The following is a 16,688-nucleotide window of genomic DNA, read 5'->3' as shown; positions in this document are numbered from 1 at the left end:
GCGAACGCCAGAAAAAAAGCGGGAATACGGAGCCCGAATTCCCGCTTTCTCACATCATCTAGAAAGACGATGGATTATGCCTCGAGCCACTTCACCTGCTCGGGTGTCAGCTTGATATCAAGCGCCGAAAGGCTGTCTTCCAGCTCGGCGATCGTGCGTGGTCCGATCAGCGGAATGACCGGGAACGGCTGCGCGATGACATAGGCAAGCGCGATGTGGATCGGGCTACGGCCAAGCTTGTTGGCCAGTTCGATCGCGCGGTCGCGGCGCACGAAGTTGCGGTCGGAATACCAGCAACGAACGATTTCCTCGTCGTCGTGCTTGTCGCGGCCGGCACGGTCGGTGAAGAAGCCGCGGCCCTGGCTGGACCATGCGAAGTTCGGCACCTGCCGCTCATTGAGCCATGTCTTCCATTCGTCGGTCGACGACGTCACGCAACCGGCCCAGATCGGGTCGAGCATTTCGGCGAGCGAATAGTTGTTCGACAGCGCTGCCAGCGCCAGCTTGCCGTTCTTCGCAGCATAGGCCGCCGCCTCGTCCATGCGCTCGCGGGTCCAGTTGGAACCGCCGAAAATGCCGCGGATGCGGCCGCGCTTGACCTCCGCGTCCATGGCATCGACGAACTCGCCGACCGGCACATCGGTGTTGTCGCGGTGCATGAAGTAGATGTCGACATAGTCGGTCTTCAGGCGGTTGAGCGACTGGTCGAGCTGCTTGGCGATGACATCGGGGTAGACCAGCGGCGAATGCGCGCCCTTGCCGATCAGCACGATCTCCTCGCGGTTGACATTGCGGCTGGTGTGCCAGTCGCCGAAGATGCTCTCCGTCTTGCCACCGCCATAGACAAAGGCGGTGTCGAAGACATTGCCGCCGGCTTCATAGAAGGCATCGAGCGTCAGCGAGGCGGCGGCGAAATTCGGGAAGAACTCGAAGCCGAGCGTGACGACCGAGGCAGGCTTGGAGATACCGGGGATGGCGCGCTTGGGAATGCTGTTGCCGAGCGTGACCTTGTCGCCGGCAAGATTGGTCACCCGCTTTGCCGCCTTCTCGACGCTGTATTCCAGGCCGATCGACGCGCGCCACTGGTCGAGCACACGCAAATTGCCGACGGAATCGGCCCAGCCCATGCCGGGAGAGGTGAACTCCTGTTGGCCGGCACGGACGGCGTCGCCTGCCGCATCGACTTCGAAGGAATAGAGCCAGCGATCTTCCTTGACCTCGATCGTCTGCTGCTCGTTGCCCTTGAAGAGCTCGATCTTGCCGACGCCGCCCTTGTGGCCGGACGCGAACCAGAAGTCCTTGACCTCGATGCGGCCTTCCGAGCCGATGATGCGCAGCGTGTTGTCCTGGTTAGCCATGATCGAGCACGAGACCTCGGCGATGACGCCGCCCGGGAACTGCAGCACGGCGGATGCCCACTCATCGACGCCAGACTGGCCGAGATGGCCGACGCCCGCGACCTTTTCCGGCTCAAGGAATGGCTTGCCTTCGGCAGCCCCCGCGATCAGCCGCGCCATCGAGACCGGATAGCCGCCGACATCGAGAATGCCGCCGCCGGCGGTCTCGTTCGCGAAGAGGCGGTGTTCCGGGCGGAACGTGCCCATGTTGAAGCCGAAGCTGGTGCGGATGATGCGCAGCGCGCCGATCGCGCCCGATTTCACCAGTTCGACGATCTTGGCCGTCTGCGGATGGACGCGATACATGAAGGCCTCGCCCGCGAAGACGCCGGCCTTCTTGGCTTCATGATAGATGGCGTCGGCATCGTATGAAGTGAGCGCGATCGGCTTTTCGACCAGCACATGCTTGCCTGCCCGGATCGCCTTGATCGCCCATTCGGCGTGGCCGGTGTGCGGCACGGCGATGTAGACGGCGTCGATCTCGCTATCTTTAAGCAGCGCCTCATAGCCCTTGACGATACGAGCGCCGGGAAAGCTCTCAGCGAGGCCCGGCTTTTCGGGATTGCGGGTGGCGATGGCGACGAGCTTGCCGGTGCGCGAATGCGCGATGCCATCGGCGAATGTGCGCGCAATGGTGCCCGGGCCGATGATACCCCAGCGGATCGGTTGATCTGAGCTCATGGGAAAGTCCTCTTCTTTCATGTCAGTCAGTTGCAAGTCTTGGGATGGAAAGTTGGTCAGCGCAGGCGTTTGCCCGCGCTGTCGAACAGGAAGACGCGTCTTGCGGTGAGCCCGACCGTCAGCGTGTCGCGCTCGGCGGCAGTGCGTGATTCCGGGCGCTCAATGATCATTTGCTCGCCGCCTTTCGTGGTGGCGTAGATGTAGCTGGTGTTGCCGAGGTGTTCGGCGACGTCGATGGAGACGGTCAGATCCGTGTCGCCCTGCCCGGCATCGCTGAAATGCTCCGGGCGAATGCCGACCGTGACGTCAGCGCCCTTCTCGACCGCCGAGGTGATCGGTAGCGTCAGGCGCACGTTCGGCTCGCCGGCGATGGCGACGGTAGTCGTTCCGCCCCCCGTCTCGATCACCTTGGCCTTCAGGAAGTTCATCTTCGGCGACCCGACGAAGCCGGCGACGAACTGGTTGGCGGGATCGTCGTAGAGATCGAGCGGCGCGCCCACCTGTTCGATGTTGCCGGACCGGAGCACGACGATCTTGTCGGCAAGCGTCATCGCCTCCGTCTGGTCGTGGGTGACGTAGATCATCGTGGTGCCGAGCTGCTTGTGCAGCCGCGAGATCTCGACGCGCATCTGAACGCGCAGCTCCGCATCGAGGTTGGACAGCGGCTCGTCGAACAGGAAGACTTGCGGCTCGCGCACAATGGCGCGGCCAATGGCAACGCGCTGGCGCTGGCCGCCGGAGAGCTGCTTCGGCCGCCGCTGCATCAGCTCGTTGATCTGCAGGATGTTGGCGGCATGCTTCACGCGCTTTTCGGTATCCGCCTTGGGATTACCGTTCATGCGCAGGCCGAAGCTCAGATTCTCCTCCACCGTCATGTGCGGGTAGAGCGCATAGGACTGGAAGACCATGGCGATGCCGCGATCGGCCGGCTCGACATCGTTGACGACCTTGCCGCCGATATTGATCTCGCCGCCGGAGATATCCTCCAGCCCGGCGATCATACGCAGCAGCGTGGACTTGCCGCAGCCCGACGGGCCGACGAAGACGACGAACTCGCCATCCTTCACGTCGAGATCGGCGCCATGGATGATCTCGAGCGCGCCGAAGCGCTTGACCACGTTTTTCAAAGAAAGTTCAGACATCAGGCGTTCCCCGACTATTTGACTGCGCCGGCCGAAATGCCGGCGATGAAGTGACGTTGCAGGAACACGAAGACCACGAGGATCGGCGCGGTGAGCAGCATGGCGCCGGCCATGATGCCGCCCCATGAAACCTTGGTGAGACCGATCAGCGATCCGAGCGCCACCGGCGCGGTCATCATTCCGGGCTTGGAATTGATGAGCAGCGGCCAGAGGTAGTTGTTCCACGACGCCAGGAAGAGGATGATGGCGAGCGCCGCCATCGTCGGGCGTGCCAGCGGCAGTGCGATCCGCAGGAAGATCTGCCGCTCCTTGACCCCTTCGACACGGGCGGCATCGAAGAGTTCAGCCGGCATCATCGAGAAGGCCTGACGCATGAACAGCACGCCGAGCGAGTTGAACAGCGGCGGGACGATCAGCGCCACCCAGGTGTTGGCGAGCTTAAACTCGCGGGCCACCATGATGAACTGCGGGATGACGACGACGGCGAAGGGCAGCGTGATGGTGCCGAGAATGATGGCCACGACCATCGACTTTCCGACGAAGCGATAGCGCGCCAGCGCCCAGCCCGCCATCGACGTCAGAAGCACAGACAGGAAGGTATAGACCGAGGCGACCACGACCGAGATGAACATGGCACGCACGAAGTCTGTATCGGCCTGCAGGTTCTTGAAGTTCTCGACGAAGTTCGTCGACGGCCAGAGCACGATGTCGGGGCTGAAGATGCCGTAATCGGGCATGGTCGAAAAGACGAACATCATCCAGATCGGAAACAGCCAGACGATGGCGAGCGGCGTCAGCACGACATGCAGCAGAACGGTCTGCAGCATCTTGGATTGGGATTTGGACTTCATTTCTGTTCCCTCCCGACCCAGAGATTGAGCAGCGAGATGGTGATGGCGAGGATGGCCATGGTGTAAGCGATCGCCGACGCGTAGCCGAAGTTCAGAGACAGGAAGCCCTGGCGATAGAGCAGCAGGCCGAGCGTCTCGGTGCCGCCGCCGGGACCACCGCGATTGGTGATCAGGAAGGGCTCCGCGAAGAGCTGCATCGTGCCGATGACCGACAGGATGACGCAGAACAGGATGATCGGCTTCAGGAGCGGCAGGGTGATATGGATGAACTGCTTGGTCTTCGACACCTTGTCGAGCGTTGCCGCCTCATAGACATCGTCGGGGATCGATTGCAGACCGGCGAGCAGGATGATGGCGTTGTAGCCCGCCCAGCGCCAGGTGACGGCGATGATGACGAGCGCCATCGCGGCATTGGCGTTGTCGAACCAGGAAACGGGAGACAGGCCGACCGAGGTGATCAGCTTGTTGACGATGCCGAAATCGATGCTGAACATCAGCCGGAAGACGGCGGCATAAGCCACCTCACCGACGACGACGGGCGCGAAGAAGGCAAAGCGATAGAGCGGGCGCGCCTTCAGGAGCGGCGAGTTCAACAGCACGGCCATCAGCGTCGCAAGCGCGATCATGACGGGCACCTGGATCACCAGGATGATCAGCGTGTTATAGAGCGCATTGTAGAAGGCGGGATCGCCGATCAGGCGTCCCCAATTGACGGAAGCGCTGAATTTCCAGGGATTTACGCGCGTATTCTGAAACGAGATCAGAAACGAGCTGATGATGGGCCACAGCCAGAAAGTGGCGAAGACGAGCAGATAGGGCGCAAGAAAAAAGTATGCGCTCCGGTTCCGGATCGGCATTTCATTCTCCTCAAAGTCGAAGCGAGAGATGGAAACCGGGCACCCACAGGATGCCCGGCATCGTCACTCATTCCGCAATGGGAAGGCCGGTAGCGGTCTCGATCTGCTTGGCGGCGTCGTCGAGCGCCGTCTTCGCATCAGGATAGCCGCCAGCGAAATACTTGGTCTGCGTTGCTTTGTAGATGGCGTCGGCATCCGTCTGGAACTGCGTGCCGCGGCTCGGCTTGATCTTCGGCAGGGTCGAGAGAATATCGGCCCAGACCTTCTGGCCGCCCCAGTAGGGCTGTGCCTCGTTGACGAACGGATCCTGTACCGCCGACAGCAGCGACGGCACGAGACCGAAGGACTTCAGCATCGCGACCTGGCCTTCATTGGTGCCGAGCGCGTAGTCGACATAGGTCCAGGCGGCTTCCTTGTTGGCCGAGTTGGCGGCGATCGCCAGCGACGAGCCGCCGAGGTTGGCCGCATGCGGCCCATCCGGCGTCAGGCTCGGCATCATGTAGACGCCCCACTTGCCGGAGAGATCGGGCGAGCCCGAGCGCACGGTGCCTTCGTACCAGCCGCCATACATCTGGCTGGCAGCCTTGCCGGCGGTGTTGGCCTGGATCTTTTCGTCCCAGATGGCGGCCGTCAGCGTACCGGCGTCCTTCATCTCCTTGACCTTCTCAAGGGTGGCGACGCAAGCGGGCTGGTTGATGGTGATGTTCTGGCCATCCGTCGAGAAGTAGCCGCAGCCCTGCTCGTTGGAGATCATGCGGAACCATTCGCTGTCGCCGTTGAAGTCGGCCTGCGCCATGACGACGCCGGGATTGGCGGCCGAGATCTTCTTGCCGGCGGCGATGAAATCGTCCCAGGTCTTGATCGATGCCGGATCGACGCCGGCCTTTTCGTAGAAGTCGCGACGATAGAAGACGGCGACCGGACCGGAATCCCACGGCATGGCATAGGCGACATCGCCCACTTCAAGCTCGGTGCGCTTGAACTCAGGGAATTTCCCTTGGATTTCAGCCGTATAGCCGAGGTCCTTCAAGTTGGCGAAGCAATCAGGGAATCGATTCCAGAAGATTTCGGCCTCGAAGTTTTCGACCGTTACGATGTCAGGCAGGCCCTCGCCGCCGGCAGCACATGCTGCAAGCATCTTGTCGAAAACCTGTTGGTTTCCAAGGTCTTCCACCGTGACCTTGATATCCGGGTGGAGCTTGTTGAAGCCCTCGAGCGTGGACTTCAGCGCCGATGCGGCAACGTTCCAGCTCCAGATGGTGAGATTGGCGGACTGCGCGAATGCGGAGCCGGATGCAAGAAGTGCAACAGCAGCGGTTGCACCGATAAGTTTGAAGCGCATTGAAAATCCTCCCTTTTCAATTGCCGTCCCTTAGCGAACGTGACTACACTAACCGCAAGGGAGCCGCTGTCTCCTAAAAAGGGAATATGGATTTGGCGGAAAGTAAGATTGAACAGAGGGCTGTCTATCAGCCGGGAGCGAGCAGCATCGAGGGATTGCCGACGGCACTCCAGATGTTTCACAACCATCCGCCACCAATGCTCATGCCGCATTGGCATGTGCAGGTGGAGCTGAACTACATCATGCGTGGTGAGGTGCACTACCGCATGAACGGCCACGACATCAGCATGAAGGCCGGCGACATGTGCCTGTTCTGGGGCGGGCAGCCGCACCAGATGGACGAGAGCAGCGATGATTCGATCTATGCCGGCGGGCATCTGCCGCTGGTCTATTTCTTCCGCATGCGCGTGCCGATCAACATTTCGAGCCGGTTGATGAAGGGCGAGATTCTCTTCACATCCGCCACCGATGCCGCCGACATCGAGAACTTTCCGCGCTGGGTGGCCTATGCGAAATCCGGCGATGCCGCCAAGGCGCAGCACGCCGTGGAGGAAATGCTTCTGCGCATCGAGCGCATCGTGCTCGAGCCCTATTCGATGCTGGCGCCCAACGGCTTGTCGGCGACGGATGATGTCGAGCAGGCCTATCCGCAATCCTCGCGCAGCGTCGCGCGCATGTGCGACTTCATCGCCTTGAACTTCCTGCACGAGATCGATTCGGTCGATATTGCCCGCGCCGCCGACCTGCATCCGAAATACGCGATGAACCTCTTCAAGAAGACGACGGGCATGACGCTCAGCAAGTACGTCAACCTGCTCAGGCTGTCGCGCGCGCAGGCGATGCTGATGAACGAAGAGGCGAATGTGCTGCAGGTGGCGATGGATAGCGGATTTGGCTCGATCAGCGCCTTCAACAAATCCTTCCGCCATATCGCCGGCATGTCGCCATCCGATTTCCGTCGCGACGCGCGCTTCATCTCGCAGTACGTTCCGGCCTGAGGAGGCAGCGCCGTAAACGTTGCCGGAGTGACGTGAGCCGTTTCGCGCGCCGACAATCCGCCATGTTACCGATGATACTTGGACGTACCGATCGGCTAACCGCATGACTATACCGCAGCAAAACCAAGGAAAATGATCGTGGTCGAGAAAACACCCGCCTCATCCAGCAACACCGTAATCGACGAGAAGACAGGGAAGCCGCAGCTTCGCTCCAGGGCATGGTTCGACAATCTGGCCAATCCCGACATGACGGCGCTCTACCTCGAACGCTACATGAACTTCGGCCTCAGCCAGGAAGAGCTGCAGTCGGGCCGGCCGATCATCGGCATCGCGCAGACGGGCTCGGACCTGTCGCCATGCAACCGCCACCATATCGAACTGGCCAAGCGCGTTCGCGAAGGCATCCGCGACGCAGGCGGGATCGCGATCGAGTTTCCGGTGCACCCGATCCAGGAAACCGGCAAGCGCCCGACCGCCGGCCTCGACCGCAACCTCTCCTATCTCGGCCTCGTCGAGGTGCTATACGGCTATCCGCTCGACGGCGTTGTGCTGACGATCGGCTGCGACAAGACCACGCCGGCCTGTCTCATGGCCGCGGCAACCGTGAACATCCCTGCGATCGCGTTGTCCGTCGGCCCGATGTTGAATGGCTGGTTCCGCGGCGAGCGCACGGGCTCGGGCACGATCGTGTGGAAGGCGCGCGAGATGATGGCGCGCGGCGAGATCGACTACCAGGGCTTCGTCAAGCTCGTCGCCTCCTCGGCCCCCTCGACCGGCTACTGCAACACGATGGGCACGGCGACCACGATGAACTCGCTTGCCGAAGCACTCGGCATGCAGCTGCCGGGCGCCGCCGCCATCCCTGCTCCGTATCGTGACCGCCAGGAAATCTCCTACGAGACCGGCCTGCGGATCGTCGAGATGGTGCGCGAGGATCTGAAGCCATCCGATATCCTGACCAGGGAAGCCTTCATCAACGCGATCAAGGTGAACTCCGCGATCGGCGGCTCGACCAATGCGCCGATCCATCTGAACGCGCTTGCCCGCCATGTCGGCGTAGAGCTCTCGGTCGATGACTGGCAGACGCATGGCGAGGAAATCCCGCTGCTGGTCAACCTGCAGCCGGCAGGCGAATATCTGGGCGAAGATTATTACCACGCCGGCGGCGTCCCCGCTGTCATGGGCGAGTTGATCAAGCATGGTCACCTCGACACCAACGCGATGACGGTCAACGGCAAGACGGTCGGGGAGAACTACACGGCTTCGATGATCGAGGACGAAAAGGTCATCCGGCCGTTCGACCGGCCGCTGAAAGAGCGCGCCGGCTTCCGCGTGCTGAAGGGCAATCTCTTCTCCTCGGCGATCATGAAGACCAGCGTCATCTCGCCCGAGTTCCGCGACCGCTACCTCTCCAATCCCAATGACCCGGAAGCCTTCACCGGCCGCGCGGTCGTCTTCGACGGGCCGGAGGATTATCATCACCGCATCGACGATCCGTCGCTGGCGATCGACGCCGCGACCATCCTCTTCATGCGCGGCGCCGGCCCGATCGGCTATCCGGGCGCTGCCGAAGTGGTGAACATGCGTGCCCCGGACTACCTGTTGAAGCAGGGCATCTCGTCGCTCCCCTGCGTTGGTGATGGTCGCCAGTCGGGCACATCAGGCTCGCCGTCGATCCTCAACGCCTCGCCGGAAGCAGCCGCCGGTGGCGGGCTTGCGATCCTGCAGACGGGCGATCAGGTGCGCATCGACCTCAAGAAGGGAACCGCCAACATCCTGATCAGCGACGAAGAGATCGCCAAGCGGCGCGCGGAACTGGTTGCGGCCGGCGGCTATGTCTACCCGGAAAGCCAGACGCCGTGGCAGGAAATCCAGCGCTCCTATGTCGGGCAGATGGAGACCGGCGCGGTGCTGGAGCCGGCGGTGAAGTATCAGCGCATCGCCCAGACCAAGGGTATCCCGCGCGATAACCACTAAGCGGCGACGTCTATCATGGGCCGGCGTCAAACAGGCGCCGGCCCATGAGTGTTTTCGCGGGTAGGCGATCATTCCCCAGCATTCCGGCCTTGCCCGGCGCCGGCGAATATGATCGATTTTGCTGCCGCTGGGTTGGAGGGCGGCGCATCCCCTGGCTCATAGAGCGCGTCCATCGCTCGCGTGACGGAATATTATCATGCCTCATACCCTTCTCGACGCCGCTGCCTCGGGCGGCCTGTTCGTTGGCCGTGTCTGGAACCCTGCCGCCGAAGGCCCGAGCATCGTGACGATCCGCGATCAACAGGTGATCGATCTCACCTCGAAGGACGTGGCCACGATGAGCGCGCTTCTGGAGCGACCAGATCTCGTCGCCTTCGTCCGCGCGGCTAACGGCAAGTCGCTCGGAACGCTCGAGGACATCGCCGCCAACAGCACCGCCAGACCGGATGCCTCGCGCCCCCATCTCTTGGCGCCGGTCGATCTGCAGGCGGTCAAGGCTTGCGGCGTGACCTTCGCGCAGTCGATGATCGAGCGGGTGATCGAGGAGAAGGCGGCGGGCAATCCTGACCGGGCTGCCGCGATCCGCGAGCGTGTCAGCACGCTGATCGGCGGCAGCCTCAACAATCTGAAGGCCGGATCTCCTGAAGCCGCCACGGTCAAGCAGGCGCTGATCGAGGAAGGGATGTGGTCGCAATATCTCGAGGTCGGTATCGGCCCGGATGCGGAAGTCTTCACCAAGGCGCCGGTGCTCTCCTCCGTCGGCTGGGGTGCCGATGTCGGCCTGCATCCGGTCTCGACCTGGAACAATCCGGAGCCGGAGATCGTGCTTGCGGTCAACAGCCGTGGTGAAATTCGGGGGGCGGCACTCGGCAACGACGTCAACCTGCGCGATGTCGAGGGACGTTCGGCATTGCTGCTTGGCAAGGCGAAGGACAACAACGCCTCCTGCTCGATCGGCCCCTTCATCCGCCTGCTCGACGAGAGCTTCGACCTCGATGCGGTGCGCAGCGCCGAGCTCGACCTGAAGGTAACCGGCGAAGACGGCTTCGTGCTTCATGGCAAGAGCTCGATGTCGAAGATCAGCCGTGATCCGTCCGACCTCGTGCGCCAGACCTGCGGCGCGCACCATCAGTATCCCGATGGCTTCATGCTGTTTCTCGGAACGCTGTTTGCCCCGACGCAGGACCGCGACGCGCCGAACCAGGGGTTTACCCACAAGATCGGCGACGTCGTGGAGATTTCGTCGGCCGGGCTCGGCTCACTTGTGAATACGGTGCGCCGCTCGAACGACTGCGCCCCCTGGACCTTCGGCATCGGCGCGCTGATGGCCAATCTGGCGAAACGCGGACTGCTCTAGGCTCGTTGAACAAGTGAGACGCGATGGCGGCGCTTGCCGCCGCCATCAAAAAACATCCGGGATAAGCCGGTAGCGCCTGTCCATTCCAAGCCGCGACCATATATGCACAGGTCAAGCGAAGCGAAGATGTGAGGGTGCGATGAAACGGACTGTGGTTGCAATTGTCGCGCTGGTTCTCATGGCAGGATGCACGACGGGCAAGGACTACTCCGCACCCGGCCTGACGCCGATTCCAGGCAGCATCATCTATAGTGGCCAGCCTCGAACGAAGCTCACCAAATCGCCGATCGGCTCGACCTTCCCGCACAGCTTCATCGACCAGTACGGACAGGAGGTCGAGGAGACCTACATGATCCAGCCCGACCGGACGCTAAAGATTGTCCACCGTGTGATCCGGCCGATCCGCTTCGGCGGTAGAGATTGAGCGAAACGCACGTATGGCGCGCATCTTCGGGGTTTCAGCCCACAGATCACCTTATCGTCATAATCCTGAGGTTGAATTTGATCGCTTGCTAAGACAAACTGTTGTTGCTGGATAGAGCCGGTTTGCCGGGGACTGTTTCGCTTTGATTCCGGCATAGGACATACAGGATGAATGCTAAGACACCGAATGCAATCGATAGCTATGTGGGTTCCCAAGTCAGGATGCGCAGGCAGTTGCTGGGACTAAGCCAGGAAAGGTTGGCCGAGCAGATCGGCGTGACGTTCCAGCAGGTGCAGAAGTACGAAAAGGGAATGAACCGGATCGGCGCCAGCCGGCTGCAGCGTATCGCTGAGGTTCTGAATACCACGCCAAGTTTCTTCTTTCAGCAGGATCCGTCGGAGCCCCTGTCGCTCGCCGGCCTCGATCTGACGGCAACGACCGATCCGGTCGCCGAATTCCTGCATTCCAAGGAAGGGCTCGCGCTCAACAAGGCGTTCATCAAGATCACGGACACGCAGCTGCGCGAAAAGATCGTGGCGCTCGTGAAAGCGATGGCGCAGACGCAGGTTGCCGCGGACAAATCCGCCGCCTCGTCCAACCAGTAATTGGACTTACCGGCCGACGGCGCATCCGCGCCGCGGCCCGCATGATATAAAAGCCTGCATGACATGAAAGAAGGGGCGCCTGTTGCGGGCGCCCCTTCTTCGTTTCTTGGGAGAGTTCGATACCGAGCGATTACTCGTCGAGATAGCGTTCTGTGAGACGCGCCCACATTGCGGCACCCGCCGTCAGGCTGTCGTCGGCGAAGTCGTATTTGGCGCTGTGGAGGATCGCCGAGTTCATGCCGTTACCCAAGCGCAAGAAGCTGCCGGGCTTGTGCTGCAGGAAGTGGGAGAAGTCCTCGCTACCAGGGATCAGCGGGCAAAGCGCGACATTGCCCTCGCCGACCAGCTCCTCGGCCACCATGCGGGCGAACTCGGTCTCCTTCTCGGAATTGACGACGACAGGGTTGCCGTAGGCGTAGTCGATCTCGACGGTGGCGCCGAAGCCTTCGACCAGCGATGTCGTCAGCGCCCGGATGCGCTTTTCGAGGATCTCGCGAACCTTCGGGTCGAACGAGCGCACCGTCAAAAGCATGCTCGCGCTTTCCGGAATGACGTTGGCCACTTCACCGGCATGGATCGCGCCAACCGTGACGACAGCCGTCTGCGTCGGATCGACGTTGCGCGAGATGACCGTCTGCAGCGAGACGACGAGATTGCAGGCGACGACGACGGGATCGATCGTCAGGTGCGGACGCGACGCGTGGCCGCCCTTGCCCGTGATCTTGATCTCGACGGTGTCGGCAGCCGCCATCAGCGGACCCGAACGCATGAGCCAGCTGCCTTCGGGCGCGCCGGGGTGGTTGTGCAGACCGAAGATGGCGTCGAACGGGAAGCGCTCGAACAGGCCGTCATCGATCATTGCCTGGGCACCGCTGAAGCCGCCGGCCTCTTCGGCTGGCTGGAAGATCAGGTTGACCGTGCCGTTGAACTTGCGGGTGCGCGCCAGATATTCGGCAGCACCCAGCAGCACCGTCGTGTGGCCGTCGTGGCCGCAGGCATGCATCTTGCCGGGCACCTGGCTGGCATAGGGCTTGCCGGTCTGCTCGGTGATCGGCAGCGCGTCCATGTCGGCGCGAATCGCGATGCTCTTCTTGCCGGCGCCCTGCGTCATGCGGGCGACGACGCCGTTGCCACCGACGTTGCGGGTCACTTCATAGCCCCAACCCTCGAGCTTTTCTGCGACGAAGCGGGCGGTTTCCGTCTCTTCGAACGACAGTTCGGGATGGGCGTGCAGATGCTGGCGGATGGCGCGCAGTTCGGCGTCCATGGGCTCGAAATCCGAAAGGCGTGCGAAATCGTTGTCGATGGTCATGTCCGTTCCAATTCTTTGCATGCGTGGTCCGCTACCGGCCCCATGACAGGGCCGGCCGGGTCTTCGATTGCATCATGAGCGGCTTTGCGCCGGATGAGCTGGACGTCAGAGAAAGCGCGACAGGAAGGCCTGCGTGCGCGGATGCTGCGGATTGCCGATCACATCCTCGGGCTTGCCCTGCTCGACCACGACGCCACCGTCCATGAACACCACCCGGTCGGCCGCCTCGCGGGCAAAGCCGATCTCGTGGGTGACGACGATCATCGTCAGGCCCTGCTTGGCGAGATCGCGCATCGTCGAAAGCACTTCGCCGACGAGTTCGGGATCGAGTGCCGAGGTCGGCTCGTCGAAGAGCATCAGCTTCGGCTTGATAGCCAGCGCCCGGGCGATCGCCACGCGCTGCTGCTGGCCGCCGGAGAGCTGGCGGGGATAGGCATTCGCTTTCTCCGACAGGCCGACACGCTGCAGAAGCTGCTTGGCGTTTTCGATCGCGTCCTTGCGGTTCTCACCGTGAACGCCGACCGGCGCCTCGATGATGTTCTGCAGCACCGTCATGTGCGGATAGAGATTGAACTGCTGGAACACCATGCCGATCTTGCGACGCTGGCGGGCGATGCCGTTGGGCGAAAGCCGCTCCAGCCGGTCCTTGCGCACCCGATAGCCGATCTGCTCGCCATCCACCTCGATGTATCCCTTCTGGATCGACTCGAGGTGGTTGATACAGCGCAGGAAAGTCGACTTGCCCGAACCCGACGGGCCGAGAACGACGACGACTTCGCCAGGCATGATGTCGAGGTCGATGCCTTTCAGCACTTCGAGATGATCGAAGGACTTGTGGACATTGCGCGCCTGAACCAGCGGCTTGGTATTGGAGACGGCGGTCAATGGCTTGCCTCCTCTGCAGCGGCCGCGGCGGCCGGCTTGGCGGTTGCGCCATTGCGGCGTTCGCTGCGGCCGTAATAGGCTTCGATGTAGCTCTGGCCGATGTTGAGCACCGAGGTGATGAGCAGGTACCAGATGACGGCGACCAGCAGCATCGGGACGATCTCGAAGGTGCGGTTGTAGATCGACTGCACGGAGTAGAGCAGATCGGCCATGGCGATGACGCTGACGAGCGAAGTCGCCTTGATCATGCTGATCAGCTGGTTGCCGGTCGGCGGAACGATCGAGCGCATCGCCTGCGGAATGATGATCCGCCACAGCGCCCTGCCCTTGGTCATGCCGAAGGCTTCGGCGGTTTCAGCCTGGCCGCGATCGACCGACAGAAGGCCGCCGCGAATGATTTCGGCCATGTAGGCCGCTTCGTTGAGCGCGAGGCCGACGATGGCAGCCGTCATCGGCGTGATCACCGCATTGGTGTCCCAGCTGATGAGCGACGGGCCGAAGGGAACTGATATCGACAGCTGCGGAAAGAGCGTCGACATGTTGTACCAGAAGATCAGCTGCACCAGCAGCGGCGTGCCGCGGAAGAACCAGATGAACAGCGAGGCAAAGCCTTTCGCCAACCGGTCGTTCGACATGCGCATGATGGCGATGATCAGGCCGAGCGCGACGCCGAGGATCATCGCGATGACGGTCAGGCCAAGGCTGACATAGAGGCCGCTGATGACGGTCGGGTCGAAGAAGTATTGGGCAACGACCGGCCAACCGAAATTCTCGTTGTTGGCGACGATCCAGACGAAATCGATGACGACGATGGCGATGATCGCCCAGAGAACGAGGCGTCCCGTTCTGAACGGCGTATGCGCGGTAACGACGTCGCGGAAGTCAGCACCGCCCGAAGGCGGTGCATTGGTCGTGGTGTTGGTGCTCATTTGGGAAGCTGTCCGCCGAGGTTGAGGCCGGGTTCCTTGATCATGTTGTTCTCAAGGCCCCACTTTTTCATGATCGCGGCATAGCTGCCGTCGGCCATCAGTACCTTGATGGCGTCGATCAGGATAGGGCCGAGCGGCGAGCCCTTGGGAACGACGGCGCCCTGGAAGATGTCTTCGAAGCCGTTCTTCTGGCCAACGCCGGTCAGTTCGAGCTGGCCGTTTGCCTGGCTGACGAAATAGGTGAGCGGCGCCTGCGAGGAGAAGAAGGCGTCGGCGCGCTTGGAGCGCACGGCGAGGATCGAGCTTGGCTGGTCGGTGTAGGACTGGACTTCGACGCCGCTCTTGCCGTCCGCCTTGCACTTGTCCGACTGGGTCTTGATCACGCGCTCGGCCGAGCCGCCAGCCATGACCGAGATGCGCTGGCCACAGGCCGTGTCGAGCGAGGTGATGCCCTTCGGGTTGCCCTTCACGGTCGCGAAGACGACGAATTCCTGAACCCAGTCGACGAAGTCGTTGGACGCTTCGCGATCCTTGTAGTCGCCAACGGGGCCGAAGGCGAACTGGTAGCGACCGGAGTTGACGCCGGCGAGAAGTGCAGGCAGGCCGCCGACCGTTTCATGCTCGATCTTGACGCCGAGGACGGCGCCCAGCGCTTCGGTCAGATCGGCGCTGGCGCCGGTCATGACGGTGCCGGTGACGATTTCATAGGGAGGGAACGAACCGTTGTTGACGGAGATCATCTTGCCCGAGGTCTTGATCGCGTCGGGCAGCTTGTCATGCAGCGCGGCGTTGAGCGCGGGCTTCGGCAAGGCCGCGTCCTCTGCCATCGCGGCGCTGGTGGCCACGGCGCTTGCCAGGACGAGGTAGGTCATTTTCTTCAGCAACATGTTCATTCCCCTTATTAATGCTGTCTTGGTTGCATGCGGTTAGAGGTTGGCACCGGTACGGCTGCCGTCGGTATCGAACGGGAAGAGCTCAAGCGGCGTCATCTCGCGAGCGAGAATGCCCTGGGCGTGCAGCTCGGCCGAGAAATCGGCGATCATCTTCTCGTTGGCGGCAAGGCCGTTTTCATCCCAGTTCGCAGGGAGTTCGAGGGAGGTCTTCAGGAGCTCGTCGAACATCCACGGCGACGTATCCGCATATTTGCGGCGCTTGTTCAGCCACATGCGCTGCGACTCTTCGATCAGCTGGCTGAGTTCTGCGATGATCCAGGGGTTCTCTTCCACGATCTCAGCCTTGATGCCGATGAGGTGCATGCCGGGTACATAACCCACCTCGTCGAAATATCGACGCTCAGCACCACGGAAATCGGACAGAACCTGCCGGAAAGGTGAACCATTGGCAAAATAGCCATCCGGCATGAACGGCGTGAAGATCGCGTCGAGCTGGCCTTCGCGCAGCAGATCGACCATCGGACGCTCGCCGGGAGCCGCTTCGATCAGGCCGGGGCGGCCGAAACCGTCGAGCCGATCGACAACAGGATGCGCTTCCGTCAGGCGGCCAGCATACCACATCGCGTCCTCGACCTGAACGCCTTCGCGACGCACGGCGGCGCGCGTCCAGGTATTGCCCGAGTCGCGCCAGCCGGTGACGCCGATGCGCTTGCCTGCAAGCTGCGACAGCTCGGTGATCGGGCTGTCCTTCATGGTGATGACGCAGCGATGGCGGAAGCCACGCATGATGAAATTAGGAATGCCGACGACGCTGTGGTCACCATCGTAGCGCAGCTGGGTGTAGCGGCTGAAGGACATTTCGGCTGCGTCGCAAGTGTCGCTCTTGCCGACATGCGAGACCAGGGTGCCGATGCGCTCGACCTTGACGTCGAGCTTCGACGACGAGACGTCGCCGAGAATGAGAGGGGTCATGTAGTCCCAGTCGCGAAGGGCAAGGCGAAGTGTGATCGGCATCTGCATTCACTCTCGAAATTTCTT

General features: G+C 62.0%; 15 protein-coding genes. 5 read left to right on the top strand and 10 right to left on the bottom strand.

Annotated elements, in window-relative coordinates; translation table 11 throughout:
- Positions 1 to 74: 74 nt before the first annotated feature.
- The 5 genes from ACODTZ_RS03795 to ACODTZ_RS03775 all read right to left on the bottom strand — a co-directional run bounded on the left by ACODTZ_RS03795 (position 75) and on the right by ACODTZ_RS03775 (position 6,270).
- The gene (locus tag ACODTZ_RS03795) at positions 75 to 2,078 is read right to left on the bottom strand and encodes an aldo/keto reductase (protein ID WP_489023868.1); all 2,004 of its coding nucleotides are present in this window, start codon (positions 2,076 to 2,078) and stop codon (positions 75 to 77) included.
- Between the two features lie 56 nt (positions 2,079 to 2,134).
- The gene (locus ACODTZ_RS03790) at positions 2,135 to 3,220 is read right to left on the bottom strand and encodes an ABC transporter ATP-binding protein (protein WP_489023866.1); all 1,086 of its coding nucleotides are present in this window, start codon (positions 3,218 to 3,220) and stop codon (positions 2,135 to 2,137) included.
- Between the two features lie 14 nt (positions 3,221 to 3,234).
- A complete protein-coding gene (locus ACODTZ_RS03785; protein WP_018901638.1) occupies positions 3,235 to 4,071 on the bottom strand; it encodes a carbohydrate ABC transporter permease in 837 nt (278 codons plus the stop codon).
- Positions 4,068 to 4,928, bottom strand: coding sequence for a carbohydrate ABC transporter permease (locus ACODTZ_RS03780; RefSeq protein ID WP_018901637.1), 861 nt, complete (start codon positions 4,926 to 4,928; stop codon positions 4,068 to 4,070). The genes ACODTZ_RS03785 and ACODTZ_RS03780 overlap by 4 nt, the downstream gene beginning before the upstream one ends.
- A gap of 67 nt (positions 4,929 to 4,995) precedes the next feature.
- The gene (locus tag ACODTZ_RS03775) at positions 4,996 to 6,270 is read right to left on the bottom strand and encodes an extracellular solute-binding protein (protein ID WP_112435662.1); all 1,275 of its coding nucleotides are present in this window, start codon (positions 6,268 to 6,270) and stop codon (positions 4,996 to 4,998) included.
- 86 nt (positions 6,271 to 6,356) lie between these two features.
- Between ACODTZ_RS03775 and ACODTZ_RS03770 the strand changes: the two genes are divergently transcribed.
- The 5 genes from ACODTZ_RS03770 to ACODTZ_RS03750 all read left to right on the top strand — a co-directional run bounded on the left by ACODTZ_RS03770 (position 6,357) and on the right by ACODTZ_RS03750 (position 11,631).
- Positions 6,357 to 7,268, top strand: a complete 912-nt coding sequence (locus ACODTZ_RS03770) for a helix-turn-helix domain-containing protein (RefSeq protein ID WP_047503809.1) — start codon at positions 6,357 to 6,359, stop codon at positions 7,266 to 7,268.
- 132 nt (positions 7,269 to 7,400) lie between these two features.
- Entirely contained in the window at positions 7,401 to 9,245 is a 1,845-nt protein-coding gene (locus ACODTZ_RS03765) for an IlvD/Edd family dehydratase (protein ID WP_489023863.1), read from the top strand.
- 196 nt (positions 9,246 to 9,441) lie between these two features.
- Positions 9,442 to 10,602 carry a fumarylacetoacetate hydrolase family protein gene (locus tag ACODTZ_RS03760; protein WP_489023861.1) on the top strand — a complete coding sequence of 387 codons (1,161 nt, stop codon included), beginning with the start codon at positions 9,442 to 9,444 and terminating at the stop codon, positions 10,600 to 10,602.
- A gap of 178 nt (positions 10,603 to 10,780) precedes the next feature.
- Complete coding sequence (locus tag ACODTZ_RS03755) at positions 10,781 to 11,026, top strand: hypothetical protein (protein WP_449090036.1); 246 nt, start codon at positions 10,781 to 10,783, stop codon at positions 11,024 to 11,026.
- A 167-nt stretch (positions 11,027 to 11,193) separates the two neighbouring features.
- On the top strand, positions 11,194 to 11,631 hold the full coding sequence (locus tag ACODTZ_RS03750) for a helix-turn-helix domain-containing protein (protein ID WP_018901631.1): 438 nt from the start codon (positions 11,194 to 11,196) through the stop codon (positions 11,629 to 11,631).
- Positions 11,632 to 11,761: 130 nt separating this feature from the next.
- Here ACODTZ_RS03750 and ACODTZ_RS03745 read toward each other — a convergent pair whose 3' ends face one another.
- The 5 genes from ACODTZ_RS03745 to ACODTZ_RS03725 all read right to left on the bottom strand — a co-directional run bounded on the left by ACODTZ_RS03745 (position 11,762) and on the right by ACODTZ_RS03725 (position 16,664).
- The gene (locus ACODTZ_RS03745; protein WP_018901630.1) at positions 11,762 to 12,943 is read right to left on the bottom strand and encodes a M20 aminoacylase family protein; all 1,182 of its coding nucleotides are present in this window, start codon (positions 12,941 to 12,943) and stop codon (positions 11,762 to 11,764) included.
- Between the two features lie 105 nt (positions 12,944 to 13,048).
- A complete protein-coding gene (locus tag ACODTZ_RS03740) occupies positions 13,049 to 13,828 on the bottom strand; it encodes an amino acid ABC transporter ATP-binding protein (RefSeq protein ID WP_112435666.1) in 780 nt (259 codons plus the stop codon).
- Complete coding sequence (locus ACODTZ_RS03735) at positions 13,825 to 14,757, bottom strand: amino acid ABC transporter permease (protein WP_112435667.1); 933 nt, start codon at positions 14,755 to 14,757, stop codon at positions 13,825 to 13,827. Before ACODTZ_RS03735 ends, ACODTZ_RS03740 begins: the two co-directional genes overlap by 4 nt.
- Complete coding sequence (locus ACODTZ_RS03730; RefSeq protein WP_026283574.1) at positions 14,754 to 15,644, bottom strand: ABC transporter substrate-binding protein; 891 nt, start codon at positions 15,642 to 15,644, stop codon at positions 14,754 to 14,756. Before ACODTZ_RS03730 ends, ACODTZ_RS03735 begins: the two co-directional genes overlap by 4 nt.
- Positions 15,645 to 15,683: 39 nt before the next feature.
- The gene (locus ACODTZ_RS03725; protein WP_489024788.1) at positions 15,684 to 16,664 is read right to left on the bottom strand and encodes a substrate-binding domain-containing protein; all 981 of its coding nucleotides are present in this window, start codon (positions 16,662 to 16,664) and stop codon (positions 15,684 to 15,686) included.
- Positions 16,665 to 16,688: the final 24 nt, after the last annotated feature.

Source organism: Rhizobium sp. FG113 (assembly GCF_057809895.1).
Note: the sequence above shows the minus strand (reverse complement) of the source record. Positions and strands in the feature narration are given on the sequence as shown.